The following is an 11,827-nucleotide window of genomic DNA, read 5'->3' as shown; positions in this document are numbered from 1 at the left end:
CCGCCGCCGTGCGGTCGCGTACGAGACGCCGGTCGCCGCCGCCCATTCCTTCAGGTGCACGCAGACCACTTTAGCCGACTAGTGAGCGCTAGAGCAGACCGACACACCAGCAGCTGCTAGCCCCCGGCTGCTCCTGCTGGACGAGGTCACCTCGGCGCTGGACCCGGAGCTCGTCGGGGAGGTCCTGGCGCTCATCCGGGATTTGCGCGGCGACGGTACGACGATGCTGCTCGCCACCCACGAGATGGCCTTCGCCCGCCAGGTCGCCGACCGCGTGTGCTTCCTCGACGGCGGCACCCTGGTCGAGCAGGGGCCCCCGAGCAGGTGCTCGGCGAGCCGCGGGAGGCGCGCACCCGCCAGTTCCTGGCGCGCATCATCGAGGCCGGGCGGCTGTAGCCTCCCCACCGGCGTCGCGACGCTGCCCGGCGGGATGCGGGCCGGCGCGTTAGGCTGGCGCCGGCATCTGGCACTGGGGGACGAACATGGTGGAGGATCAGCGGCAGGGCGAGGCGACGCTCACCATCGCCACGGCGGCCGTTGCGGACGGGGTTGTCGTGCTGACCGTGACCGGCGCCCTCGACTACCACACCGCGGGGCGCTTCGGCGCCGCCGTGCAGCAGGCGTTCGAGGCCGGCGCGGCGACGGTGACGGCCGACGTGTCCGCGGTCGGGTTCACCGACTCGTCGGGGCTGGCCGCGCTGATCCGGGCGCACAAGGCGGCGCATCTGGCCGGGCGCCGGTTCGCGCTGCGGGGCCCGGACCACAACCTGCGGCGGATTCTCACCGTGACGGGCCTGGATACGGTACTCGACATTGCCGAGCCGTCCGCGGGGGACTAGCCGGTCAGTGCTTCCGGTTACGCAGGGTCAGGGTGGTGATCGCGGCCGCCGTGCCCACGGCCGCCGCGCCGAGCACCGCCAGCGGGACGGGGCGGGCCAGCCGGCGGCGCAGGTTCGGGTCGCGGACCGTGCTCGTGACCGAGCCGGCCTTCGCGCCCGCCCGCTGCGTGACCGCGGCCGCGGCGTGGGTCGCCTGCGCCCGGACGCGGCCGGCGAGGGCCGCCGCCCGGGTCTGAGTGCGATCGGCGAGGGCCTTCGCCCGGGCCCGGGCCCGGCCGGTGGCGTCGTTCGCGGCGTTCCTGACCCGTGCCTTCACGTCGGCCTTGGCCGCCAGCGCCTCGACGGTCTCGCCGAGCGCGGCGCGAGTGCGGGCGATCTCCGCGCGCAGCTGCTGCGCGTCCGGGGCGGGGGCGACCGTGGTCATGACGGGTCCTTCCGTGCAGTCCAGTTACCGTCGTCGTTCCCTTGTTGAACGGAAAGTAAACGTCGTGGACGAATGGCTATCTTGCCTATAGGTTTTATAGGTATGACGCTCGTGCTCGCCGTCGAGATCGACGGGGACGGCTCCCACCCCGCGGCCTGGCGCCGCGCCGGCCATCCGCCCTCGCAGCTGCTCACGCCGCGCCGGGTGCGGCACGTGGCCGAGATCGCCGAGCGCGCCGGCTTCGCGCTCGTCACGCTCGACGACGATCTGCTCCCGCCCGGCGACGGAGGGCCGGCCGGGCGGATCGGCGCGGTCGAGCGGGCCGCTTTCGTCGCCGCATCCACCAGCGTGCTGGCGGTGGCGCCGGTGGTGTCCACGACGTACACCGAGCCGTTCCATGTCTCGTCCCAGCTCGCCTCGGTGGACCACATCGCCGTGGGCCGGTCCGGCTGGGTCGTCGCCGCCAGCCCGCGGCCCGAGGCGGCCGCGGCCTGGGGGCGGCCCGAGGCCGATCCGGCGCGGGAGGCCCTGGATGCGGTACGCGTGGTGCGCGCCCTCTGGGACTCCTGGGACGACGACGCCGTCATCCGTGACGTGGCGACGGGCCGCTACCTCGACCGGGACCGGCTGCGGTACATCGACTACGCCGCCGCGACGTACACCGTGAAGGGCCCCGCCATCGTGCCCCGCCCGCCGCAGGGCCAGCTGGTCGTGCTCGCCCCGCACGGCCTGGTGCCCGACGCCGAGATCGACGTCGCACTCGTCGGCGGGTCCGGCGCCGGCGCGATCGCCCGGACGGCCGCGCCCCGTACCTTCGCCGAGATCGAGGTCGCGCTCGACACCACGACGGCCGACGGCGCCGAGCGGGTCGCCGCGCTCGACGGGTTCGCGCCCTGGCCGGACCGCGGGCGTGTGCGGTACACCGGAAGCCCGGAAGGCCTCGTGCGACTGCTGCGGGAACTCCACGCCCGCGGCGAGGTCGACGGCGTCCGGCTGCATCCCCTCGTGCTCGACGAGGATCTGGCCGTGCTCTCGCAGTACGTCATCCCGGCTCTGATCAAAAGCGGACTCGCGCGCCGTCCGGTGCCCGGCGTCTCGCTGCGTCAGACGCTGGGCCTGGCCCGACCGGAGGTCCACGCATGACCCGCGACGTGCCCCGCCCCGACGCCCAGGTGCACCTCGGCGTCTTCTTCCAGGGCGTGAACTACTGGACGATCTGGTCGGACCCGGCCAGCGGCTCGCAGATCTCCCCGGAGTCGTACCGCCGCGTGGCCCAGACCGCCGAGCGCGGCCTCTTCGACGCCTTCTTCCTGGGCGAGGGGCTGCGGCTGCGCGAGGTCGCCGGCCGCATCCACGACCTCGACGTGGCCGGGCGGCCCGACGCGATCACGCAGCTCGCCGCGCTCGCCGCCGTGACGCGGCGCATCGGCCTGGTCTCGACCACGAACACCACGTTCAACGAGCCCGCCGACCTCGCCCGCCGCCTCGCCGGACTCGACCTGCTCTCCGACGGCCGGGCCGGCTGGAACGTGGTCACCACCGACAACGCCTGGACCGGCGAGAACTTCCGGCGCGGCGGCTTCCTCGACCACGCCGACCGCTACGTGCGCGCCGAGCAGTTCGTGCGCGCGGCCCGCGAGATCTGGGACGGCTGGTCCGCCGGCGCCGCCGCGACCTCCACGGACGCGCCGGCGTGGGCGCGGCCCGGGGCGATCTCGCCGGTACACCTTCGAAGCAGCCAGTTCACCGCCGACATCACGCCGGTGCTGCCCCGCAGCCGGCAGGGCCACCCGGTCATATTCCAGGCCGGGGACTCCAGCGCGGGCCGGGACTTCGCCGCGCGCAACGCCGACGTCATCTTCTCCGCGCACGGCACCGAGTTCGACGACGCCCTGGCCTTCGCGAACGACATCCGGGCCCGGCTGCGGGCGGCCGGGCGCCCCGAGGACGACATCCGCATCCTGCCCGGCACCTCGATCGTCATCGGCGCCACCGCGGCCGAGGCGCAGGAGAAGGCCGCGTGGGCCCGGCGCGAGCAGATCACGCCCGCGACCGCCCTGGCCCAGGCGAGCCTGCTGTGGAACCTCGACCTGTCCGGGTACGACCCCGACGGCCCGCTGCCCAAGGACGACCCGAAACCGCAGGACGACAGCGGCGCCTTCGGGGCCGCCCGCGTCGCCGACGCGCAGGGCATCATCCGCCGCTGGCGCGAGGAGTCGGACGCCAACGGCTGGTCGCTGCGGGAGACGGTGATCCATCTCGGTCAGCGGGCCCGCGGCCACGTCGGCACCCCGCAGGCCCTGGCCGACAGGTTCGCGCATTTCGTGCGGCACGGGGCGCTGGACGGCTTCAACGTGTCGCCGTACCTGATCCCGCACGGGCTCGACGACATCGTCAACCTGCTCGTGCCGGCATTGCAGGAGCGCGGGGTGTACCGCACCGCGTACACCGGCACCACGCTGCGCGAGCACCTCGGCCTGCGCCCCCGCCCGTGAGCGTTTCCCGAGGTGGGCGGGCGCCCTCGACGAGCCGGCGCGCGCATGGCTGGGCCGGCTGGCCGAGGGTCCGTTCCTGACCGCGGTCACGCTGTTCCCGGCCGTCGGCCGCGCGTAGGGCTCAGTCGCGCTCCTCGTCGCGGGCCGGAACCTCGCTGAGCAGCGTGAACTCGAACTCGACCTGGGTGCTGTCGGGCGCCTCCTCCGGCACGACCAGGTAGGACTCGACGCGGAAGCCGAGGTTGAGCACCTCGGCCGCGCGGATGTGCTCGACGAGCTCGTCGACGGCGGAGAAGTAGGCGGTGTACATGACCGCCGGCCCGGCGCCCGGCTCCTCGGCCGGCTCGGACAGCGTCTCGGGGGTCTCAGCAGCGAATTCAATGGTCACGAGCGGCGAGCCTACGACAGCCCGCCAAGACCCGCGACCGGTGGTCGCATTGCCTACTAAGCAGGCAGGTAAAGTCGACTGGGTGAGCATCCATCTCCACTGGTTCCTGCCGACCAACGGCGACAGTCGCGACATCGTCGGGTCCGGCGACGGTTCCCAGCTGACGCTCGGCGCCGTCGCCGACGGGTTCCGGCGGCCGGGCATCGACTACCTCGGGCAGATCGCGCGCTCGGCCGAGCAGCTCGGCTTCGAGGCGGTGCTCACACCGACCGGCACGTGGTGCGAGGACGCCTGGATCACCACCGCGGCGCTGACCCAGGTGACGAAGAAGCTCAAGTTCCTCGTCGCCTTCCGGCCCGGCCTCATCACCCCCACGCTCGCCGCGCACCAGGCCGCCACCTTCCAGCGCATCTCCGGCGGCCGGCTGCTGCTCAACATCGTCACCGGCGGTGACCCCGTCGAGCAGCGGCGCTTCGGCGATCACCTCGACCACGACCAGCGCTATGCCCGTACCGACGACTTCCTCGCCGTGCTGCGCGGGGTCGGCGGCGCGCCGGAGCCGTTCGACTTCACCGGCGAGCACTACCGCATCGAGCAGGCCCGCATCCCGTTCGACCCGTGGCCGCCGCCGCAGATCTTCTTCGGCGGGGCCAGCCCGGCCGCCGAGCGCGTCGCCGCCCGGCACGTCGACACGTACCTGGCCTGGGGCGAGACGCCGCCGCAGATCGCCGAGCGGCTCGAGCGGATGCGCAAGCTCGCCGCCGAGGCCGGGCGCACGCTGAGCTTCGGCATCCGGTTCCACGTGCTCAGTCGCGACACCGCCGACGAGGCGTGGGCCGAGGCCGAGCGCCTGCTCGGGCGCATCGACCCGGACCGGGTCGAGCTCGTGCAGCGCCAGTTCGCCGCGGGGGAGTCGGTGGGCCAGCGGCGGATGTCGGAGCTGCACGGCGGCCGGCGGGACCGGCTGGTGGTGTACCCGAACGTGTGGGCCGGCTACGGCCTCGTCCGCGGCGGGGCCGGCACGGCGCTCGTGGGCAGCCACGGGGAGGTCGCCGAGCGCATCCGCGAGTACCATGATCTCGGCATCGACCACTTCATCCTGTCGGGCCAGCCGCACCTGGAAGAGGCGTACCACTTCGGCGAGGGCGTCATGCCGATCCTGCGCCGCGCCGGGTTGCTGGACGGCTGACGGGGTAGGAGGACCGCTATGGCTCTACGGTGGATTGCCCCCGACTTCGGCGGGCCCGAGGTGCTCACCCTCGTCGAGACCGCGGTGCGGCCGCCCGGCCCCGGCGAGGTCACGATCGACGTGCGGGCCGCCGGAGTGAACCCGGCCGACTACAAGCACATCGCCGCCCCGCGCGGGGCCGCCCAGGAGCTGCCGCTCCCGATCGGGTACGAGGTCGCCGGGGTGCTCAGCGCCGTCGGGCCCGACACCGAGATCGCCTCCGGGGGCGGGACGGCGGGCGACCCGGTCGTCGCGTTCCGGATCGCCGGGGGGTACGCCACGCAGGTCACCGTTTCCGCCAAGGACGTCTTCGCCAAGCCCGAGGCGCTCGACTTCCCGGCCGCGGCGAACCTGCTGCTCGCCGGGTGCACCGCCGCCGAGGCGCTGCACGTGGTCGGCGCGGCCAAGGGCGAGACGATCCTGGTGCACGGCGCGTCCGGTGCGGTCGGCGCCAGCGTCCTGCAGCAGGCTCGCATCAAGGGCGTCAACGTCATCGGTACCGCGAGCGAGGCCAACTTCGCCCTGCTGCGCGGCTTCGGCGCCCAGGCGATCGCCTACGGCCCCGGCCTGCTCGACCGCGTGCGCACGGCCGCCCCGGAGGGTGTCGCCGCCATCATCGACACCGTCGGCACCGACGAGGCCGTCGACTCGGTGTACCACCTGCTGCCCGACACGAGCCGCGCCGTGACGATCGTGCCCTCGGACCGCTCGCGGGCGGCCGGCATCACCGCGCTCGCGGGCAACCGGCCCGAGAGCGCCGCGTACCGCGACAGCGTCCGCGCCGACCTGCTCGACCTGGCCGGCGAGGGTCGCCTGGTCGTCCCGATGGCGCGCACGTTCCCGCTGTCGGAGGCCCTCGCGGCCATCGAGCTGGTGCGCAGCGGCCACCCGGGTGGCAAGGTCGCCCTGATCCCCTGACCGGCCGGCGCTGGGAATGATCTAGGTTTCCTACCGGTTGAGTGTGATGCCGCGGTCCCGCACGGGGCGGAGGCCAGGCGCACTGACAAGGAGCCGTACATGCCCGGACTCATCGTCGTCGGCGCGGGACCGCTGATCGGTACGTCCACCGCCCGCCGGTTCGCCGCCGACGGCCTGCCCGTCGCGCTCGTCGCGCGCTCGCGCCCGACGGTCGACGCAGCGGTGCTGGCCACCGGTCCGGCGGCCGCGCACGGCTTCGTGGGAGACGTGACCGACGAGGCCTCGATCCGCGCGGCGCTGGACGCGGCCGTGGACGCCATCGGGGTGCCGGAGGTGGTGCTGTACAACGCCGCCCTCGTCCGCTACGACGCACCGGGCGAACTGACGTCCGAGCAGCTCCTGGCCACGCTGGCGGTAAACGTCGTCGGCGGTGTGACGGTCGCGGCCCACCTGGCCCCGGCCATGGCGGCCGCCGGCGGCGGCTCGCTGCTGTTCACCGGCGGCATGCCACAGGCGAAAGCGGCGGCGACCTCGCTGTCGCTGGGCAAGGCCGGCCTGCGCTCGGTCGCCGACCTGTTCCGCGACCAGTACGGCCCGCAGGGCCTGCACGTCGCGACCGTCACGGTGTGCGACGTCGTCGTCCCGGGCACGGCGTACGACCCGGACCTCATCGCCGAGGAGTTCGCGGCCCTGCACCGCGAGCCCCGCGACGCCTGGCGAGACGAGGTAGTGTTCCAGCGGTGACCGCGGGGCGCCCACCGGCGGCTAGCGCAGTTCCTGGTCGTCGCCGTCGAGGGTGAACTTCACGGGCGGTTCGAGGCCGTATCTGTCGTTGTCCACCAGGTCGCGCAGCGCGTCGACCCGGTCCACCGACTCGGCCCAGGCATCGCGGCTGTTCTTGTCGTGCGGGTTGCGCAGCGTCTCGGCCCGCACGTCCAGGAACTCGCCCAGCCAGTCCTGCTCGTCGACGCCCGTCGCCGGCGTACCCCCGGCCCGCCGGGTGGCCCGGGTGATCAGTGCCGGCAGCCCGTCCGGATCGTCGTCCGTGCCGTGTTGTACGGCGCTGTCGTACAGCACGGCCACGCCCAGCGGTGTGCGCAGGCCGAGCCGGTGCGCGTCCTCCAGGGCCGGACCGAACGCCAGGCGGTCGGTCAGCCGGTCCTGCTCGGCGCGGAACTTCGGGTCGGTCGCCGCGGCCGCCCAGTCCTCGGCGAAGCCCGGCAGGCCGGCGGTGTCGGCGCTGCCCGCCCCGGCCAGTTCACGCAGGCGGGGCAGGTGCCGGGCGAGGCGGCTGCCGGGCGCCTCGGCGTCGTAGGCCTCGACGATCGTGCGCACCTCGGTGCTGCTCGTGGTGAACCCGATCGTGCCGCAGGTGTACCCGCGGCCGTCGCCGAGCGCCTCGACCGCGGCGTAGTGCGGGTCGGGTCCGCCGTGCTCGAATAGGCTGACGAGCTCGTCGGCCAGGTGCCGCTGCGTCGCCGTCAGCTCGATGGTCGAGGGCCCGTGACCGGCCTCCGGCCAGGCGGGACCGCCGCAGGCACCGGTCAGGAACGCCAGCAGAATTGCTGCAATCCACATTCGCGCAGGTCGCATCGACCATCAGGCTACCCACCGTAGTTGCGGATCATGCAGGCCCCGGACGGCTCTCATATGTTCATGACGTGACCGAGCAGCCCGAGACGACCCGCAAGGTGGGGCGCGCCCGGCTCGGGCGGGCCGTCGGCAAGGCGCCGCTCCCCGAGCGGGCCGCCACCTCCGTGATCCGCGACGGACGGCAGCCGGCGCCGCCGGTGTTCGTCGACCCCAGCGGCGTCCGCCGCCGCCGACTGCGCCGGACCGTGTACCTCATCGGCCTCCTGCTGCTCGCCGCGCTGCTCGCGCTGTGGACCAGCCAGTTCGCCGGCACCGCGCGGCCTCCCGCCGAGCACTGTCCGCCCGCCGTCACGGCGACGCCTGCGGCCTGCCGATGACCATCTACCGCGCGGCCCAGCCCGGCGCCGACCCCGCCTCCTCCAGCCACCTGCCCGCCGTGCGCCGCCGCCGCACGGCGCTGCGCCTGCTCCTCGCCCTGCTCGCCGTCGCGCTGATGGCCAACGTGCTGTTCGTGGAGGCGTACACCAGCAGCGGTTTCGCCCCGGACCACGCGGGGCAGGACGGCGAGCCCACCGGGGCCGTGCCGGCCGGGGTCCGCGACGGCGGGCCGGTGCTCGACGCGACCGGGCCGCAGGAGCGCTCGCTGCGGGTGCCCGACCGCACGATCGCGCTGACCTTCGACGACGGCCCCGACCCCACCTGGACGCCGCGGATCCTGCAGGTGCTGCGCCGCTACGGCGTGCACGCCACGTTCTTCGAGATCGGCTCGGAGGTGGCCCGGCACCCGGAGCTGGCCCGCCGGGTGCTGGCCGAGGGCCACCAGATCGGGTCGCACACGTTCAGCCACCCGCAGCTGGCCGACCTGCCGGTGTGGCGGCAGCGGCTGGAGTACTCGCAGACGCAGATGCTCATCGCGTACGCCACCGGCCGTTCGACCTCGCTGCTGCGCCCGCCCTACTCCTCGGTGCCCGACGCGCTGAAGGACCGCGACTGGGGCACAGTGCAGGAGGCGGCCGGGCAGGGGTACGTCGCCGTCCTCAACGACCTCGACAGCCGCGACTGGGCCCGCCCGGGCGTCGACGCGATCGTGCGCCAGGCGACCCCGCAGGGCCAGGCCGGCGCGGTGGTGCTCTTCCACGACGCCGGCGGCGACCGCGCGCAGACCGTCGCCGCCCTCGACCGGCTCATCCCGCAGCTGCAGCAGCGCGGGTACCGCTTCGGCACCGTCGCCGAGGCCCTCGGCTCGAACCTGGGGCCGGCCAACCCGCCCGCGGCCGCCGCCGACGTGTGGCGCGGGCGCGGCCTGGCCTGGGCGATCCGCCTCGCCGACGTCAGCTGGTGGGTGCTGTGGGGCCTGCTCATCCTGGTCGGCGCGCTGACCCTGGCCCGGGCGCTGCTGCTGTTGCTCTTCGCCGTGCGCCACTCCCGCCGCCGGAGGTCGGTCACCTGGTCCTGGGGGCCGCCGGTCACCGAGCCGGTGACGATCGTCGTGCCCGCCTACAACGAGCGCACCACGATCGAGCCGGCGGTGCGGTCGCTCGCGCTGTCGGCGCACCCCGGCGTGGAGGTGATCCTGGTCGACGACGCCTCCACCGACGGCACCGCCGAGGCGGTCGAGGCGCTCGGGCTGGACAACGTGCGCGTGGTCCGGGTACCGCCGGGCGGGAAGGCGACCGCGCTCAACACCGGCGTGGCCCTGTCGCGCAACGAGCTCGTCGTGATGGTCGACGCCGACACCGTGGTCGAGCCCGACTCCGTGCACCGGCTCGTGCAGCCCTTCGGCGACGAGACCGTCGGCGCGGTGGCCGGCAACGTCAAGGTCGGCAACCGCCGGGGGCTGTTGGGGAAGTGGCAGCACATCGAGTACGTCATGGGCTTCAACCTCGACCGGAGGCTGTACGACACCTTCGGTTGCATTCCCACGATCCCGGGCGCGCTCGGCGCGTTCCGGCGCCGGGCCCTCACCGACGCCGGCGGGCTCACCACCGACACGATCGCCGAGGACACCGACCTCACCATGGCGATCCACCGGGCCGGGTGGCGGGTCGTGTACCAGGAGACCGCACGGGCCCACACCGAGGCGCCGGCGACGCTCGGGCAGCTGTGGAAGCAGCGGTACCGCTGGAGCTACGGCACGATGCAGGCGATCTGGAAGCACCGCTCGGCCGTGCGCGACTCCGGCCCGTCCGGCCGCTTCGGCCGCCGCGCGCTGCCGTTCATCACCCTGTTCAGCGTGCTCCTGCCGCTGCTGGCCCCCCTGCTCGACATCATGGCGGTGTACGGCACGTTCCTGCTCAACCGCACCGAGACCGCCATCGGCTGGGGCGCCATGCTTGTCGTGCACGCGGTGACCGCCGTGCTCGCCTTCCGCCTCGACCGCGAACCGCTCCGTCCCTTGTGGACATTGCCGCTGCAGCAGCTGGTGTACCGCCAGGTGATGTACCTCGTGCTGCTGCACTCGGCGATCACCGCGCTCACCGGCCGCCGGCTGCGCTGGCAGAAGCTGCGCCGCACCGGCGAGGTGGACGTGGTGCCCGCCCCCGGTGCATAGCGACGCGGCCAGTTGGGTACCCGGTCCACGTGGCCAGCGAAGGTGACCTCCTCAACGACCGGTACCGGCTCGACGACCGCATCGCCGCCGGGGGCATGGGCGAGGTCTGGCGTGCGGACGACACGCTGCTCGGCCGGTGCGTGGCGGTGAAGCTGCTGCACGACGGCCGGGCCGGCGACCGCGAGTTCCAGAGCCGCTTCCACCACGAGGCCCGGGCCATGGCCGCGCTGCACCACCCCGGCATCGCCGCCGTCTACGACTACGGCGAGTACAGTGAGGGCTCGGCGTACATCGTCATGGCCTTCATCGACGGCCAGCCGCTCGACCGGCGCATCGCCGAGGACGGGCGCCTCGACCCGGCGACCACGATGTCGATCGTGGCCCAGGCCGCCCACGCGCTCGAGGCCGCGCACGCGGCCGGGATCGTCCACCGCGACGTCAAGCCGGGCAACCTGATCGTGCAGCCCGACGGCACCGTCGTGCTCGTCGACTTCGGCGTCGCCCGCTCGGCCGCGATGGCCGCGCTCACCGCCACCAACGACGTCGTGGGCACCGCGCTCTACATCGCGCCCGAGCAGGTCTCGAAGCAGAATGTCGGCCCGGCCACCGATGTGTACGCGCTCGGCGCGGTCGCGTACCACTGCGTCGCCGGCCGCCCGCCGTTCATGGGCGACAGCCCGATCGCGATCGCCGTGCACCACCTCCAGGACGAGCCGCCGCCGCTGCCGGCCGACGTGCCGGCGCCGATCAGCCGGCTGATCACGACCGCGATGGACAAGCAGCCGGCGCGGCGCTACCCGTCCGCGGCGGCGATGGCCGCGGCGGCCGAGGCCGCCACCGTCGCCGCGGTCGACGCGACCGCTGTGGACGACGTGACCGCTCCCTTGGCCGGCGCCGGGATCGGGTCGGCGGCCGTGCCCCCGGCGCCGGTCGGTGAGCTCACCGAGGAGTTCGGCCCCCGCCCCCCGCGCCGCCGGTCGCCCCTCCCGTGGGCGCTCGGGCTGCTGGCCGCGCTCGCGATCGGCCTCGCCGTCTGGCTCGGCACCTCGGACTCGCTCTTCCACGGCCCGGGCGGGACCCCGGCCCCCTCCGGCACGACGTCGGGCGACTCCGGCGTCGGCACCGCCCCCGCGGGCGGCGGCGGCGCCGGCAACGCCAAGACCACCGGCGGCACCAAGACCACGGGCGGCCCGTCGGCCGGCACCGGCAACGGCAACGGCACCACCGGCCCCGGCGGTGGCGGGGCCGCGACCCCGACGACCGCCGGCGGCGGTGGCGGCGCGACCCCGACCGGCGGCGGAGCGGAGACGACCGGGCCGGCCGCCGGGCCGACCCCGACGACGGCCGTCGAGGCGACCGCGGAGCCGCTGGTCGCGACGAGCGGCTGAGCG

The 11,827-nt window shown here is 74.4% G+C and carries 12 protein-coding genes and 1 pseudogene; 10 read left to right on the top strand and 3 right to left on the bottom strand.

Annotation, left to right across the window (positions count from 1 at the left end; translation table 11 throughout):
- Window positions 1–118: 118 nt before the first annotated feature.
- Window positions 119–396, top strand: a pseudogene (locus AB0B76_RS52270) (peptide ABC transporter ATP-binding protein); the annotation flags it as partial.
- An 86-nt stretch (window positions 397–482) separates the two neighbouring features.
- Window positions 483–839, top strand: a complete 357-nt coding sequence (locus AB0B76_RS52265) for an STAS domain-containing protein (protein WP_360391733.1) — start codon at window positions 483–485, stop codon at window positions 837–839.
- Window positions 840–843: 4 nt separating this feature from the next.
- Here the strand turns inward: AB0B76_RS52265 and AB0B76_RS52260 are convergent, their stop codons facing one another.
- Window positions 844–1,263 carry a DUF3618 domain-containing protein gene (locus tag AB0B76_RS52260; protein ID WP_360391730.1) on the bottom strand — a complete coding sequence of 140 codons (420 nt, stop codon included), beginning with the start codon at window positions 1,261–1,263 and terminating at the stop codon, window positions 844–846.
- 102 nt (window positions 1,264–1,365) lie between these two features.
- Between AB0B76_RS52260 and AB0B76_RS52255 the strand changes: the two genes are divergently transcribed.
- Complete coding sequence (locus AB0B76_RS52255) at window positions 1,366–2,406, top strand: LLM class flavin-dependent oxidoreductase (protein ID WP_360391728.1); 1,041 nt, start codon at window positions 1,366–1,368, stop codon at window positions 2,404–2,406.
- Window positions 2,403–3,758, top strand: a complete 1,356-nt coding sequence (locus AB0B76_RS52250) for an NtaA/DmoA family FMN-dependent monooxygenase (RefSeq protein WP_360391725.1) — start codon at window positions 2,403–2,405, stop codon at window positions 3,756–3,758. Before AB0B76_RS52255 ends, AB0B76_RS52250 begins: the two co-directional genes overlap by 4 nt.
- A 121-nt stretch (window positions 3,759–3,879) precedes the next feature.
- On the opposite strand, the gene AB0B76_RS52245 is transcribed toward AB0B76_RS52250, so the two are convergent.
- Window positions 3,880–4,146, bottom strand: a complete 267-nt coding sequence (locus AB0B76_RS52245) for a hypothetical protein (protein WP_360391723.1) — start codon at window positions 4,144–4,146, stop codon at window positions 3,880–3,882.
- Window positions 4,147–4,228: 82 nt separating this feature from the next.
- Here AB0B76_RS52245 and AB0B76_RS52240 point away from each other — a divergent pair, with 82 nt between their 5' ends.
- The 3 genes from AB0B76_RS52240 to AB0B76_RS52230 all read left to right on the top strand — a co-directional run bounded on the left by AB0B76_RS52240 (window position 4,229) and on the right by AB0B76_RS52230 (window position 7,036).
- Entirely contained in the window at window positions 4,229–5,335 is a 1,107-nt protein-coding gene (locus AB0B76_RS52240) for an LLM class flavin-dependent oxidoreductase (protein ID WP_360391721.1), read from the top strand.
- A gap of 18 nt (window positions 5,336–5,353) precedes the next feature.
- On the top strand, window positions 5,354–6,292 hold the full coding sequence (locus AB0B76_RS52235) for an NADP-dependent oxidoreductase (protein WP_360391718.1): 939 nt from the start codon (window positions 5,354–5,356) through the stop codon (window positions 6,290–6,292).
- 99 nt (window positions 6,293–6,391) lie between these two features.
- Window positions 6,392–7,036: an SDR family NAD(P)-dependent oxidoreductase gene (locus AB0B76_RS52230; RefSeq protein WP_360391715.1), complete on the top strand. Its 645-nt coding sequence runs from the start codon at window positions 6,392–6,394 to the stop codon at window positions 7,034–7,036.
- A 21-nt stretch (window positions 7,037–7,057) separates the two neighbouring features.
- On the opposite strand, the gene AB0B76_RS52225 is transcribed toward AB0B76_RS52230, so the two are convergent.
- Window positions 7,058–7,885 carry a chitosanase gene (locus AB0B76_RS52225; protein ID WP_360391712.1) on the bottom strand — a complete coding sequence of 276 codons (828 nt, stop codon included), beginning with the start codon at window positions 7,883–7,885 and terminating at the stop codon, window positions 7,058–7,060.
- Between the two features lie 68 nt (window positions 7,886–7,953).
- Here AB0B76_RS52225 and AB0B76_RS52220 point away from each other — a divergent pair, with 68 nt between their 5' ends.
- The 3 genes from AB0B76_RS52220 to AB0B76_RS52210 are packed head-to-tail and all read left to right on the top strand — an operon-like array spanning window position 7,954 to window position 11,824.
- On the top strand, window positions 7,954–8,262 hold the full coding sequence (locus AB0B76_RS52220) for a hypothetical protein (RefSeq protein ID WP_360391710.1): 309 nt from the start codon (window positions 7,954–7,956) through the stop codon (window positions 8,260–8,262).
- Window positions 8,259–10,436, top strand: a complete 2,178-nt coding sequence (locus AB0B76_RS52215) for a bifunctional polysaccharide deacetylase/glycosyltransferase family 2 protein (protein ID WP_360391708.1) — start codon at window positions 8,259–8,261, stop codon at window positions 10,434–10,436. The genes AB0B76_RS52220 and AB0B76_RS52215 overlap by 4 nt, the downstream gene beginning before the upstream one ends.
- 29 nt (window positions 10,437–10,465) lie before the next feature.
- Window positions 10,466–11,824, top strand: coding sequence for a serine/threonine-protein kinase (locus AB0B76_RS52210; RefSeq protein WP_360391705.1), 1,359 nt, complete (start codon window positions 10,466–10,468; stop codon window positions 11,822–11,824).
- The last annotated feature ends 3 nt before the right edge of the window (window positions 11,825–11,827 follow it).

The organism is Dactylosporangium sp. NPDC049140 (assembly GCF_040648435.1).
The sequence above is the reverse complement of the archived record's forward strand: the minus strand, read 5'-3'. Positions and strand labels throughout refer to the sequence as shown.

What these genes read in the sequence shown, in the direction of transcription:
- AB0B76_RS52265 (WP_360391733.1), top strand. Translation starts at nt 483, where the DNA reads ATGGTGGAGGATCAGCGGCAGGGCGAGGCGACGCTCACCATCGCCACG.
- AB0B76_RS52260 (WP_360391730.1), bottom strand. Translation starts at nt 1,263, where the DNA reads ATGACCACGGTCGCCCCCGCCCCGGACGCGCAGCAGCTGCGCGCGGAG.
- AB0B76_RS52255 (WP_360391728.1), top strand. Translation starts at nt 1,366, where the DNA reads ATGACGCTCGTGCTCGCCGTCGAGATCGACGGGGACGGCTCCCACCCC.
- AB0B76_RS52250 (WP_360391725.1), top strand. Translation starts at nt 2,403, where the DNA reads ATGACCCGCGACGTGCCCCGCCCCGACGCCCAGGTGCACCTCGGCGTC.
- AB0B76_RS52235 (WP_360391718.1), top strand. Translation starts at nt 5,354, where the DNA reads ATGGCTCTACGGTGGATTGCCCCCGACTTCGGCGGGCCCGAGGTGCTC.
- AB0B76_RS52230 (WP_360391715.1), top strand. Translation starts at nt 6,392, where the DNA reads ATGCCCGGACTCATCGTCGTCGGCGCGGGACCGCTGATCGGTACGTCC.
- AB0B76_RS52225 (WP_360391712.1), bottom strand. Translation starts at nt 7,885, where the DNA reads ATGCGACCTGCGCGAATGTGGATTGCAGCAATTCTGCTGGCGTTCCTG.
- AB0B76_RS52215 (WP_360391708.1), top strand. Translation starts at nt 8,259, where the DNA reads ATGACCATCTACCGCGCGGCCCAGCCCGGCGCCGACCCCGCCTCCTCC.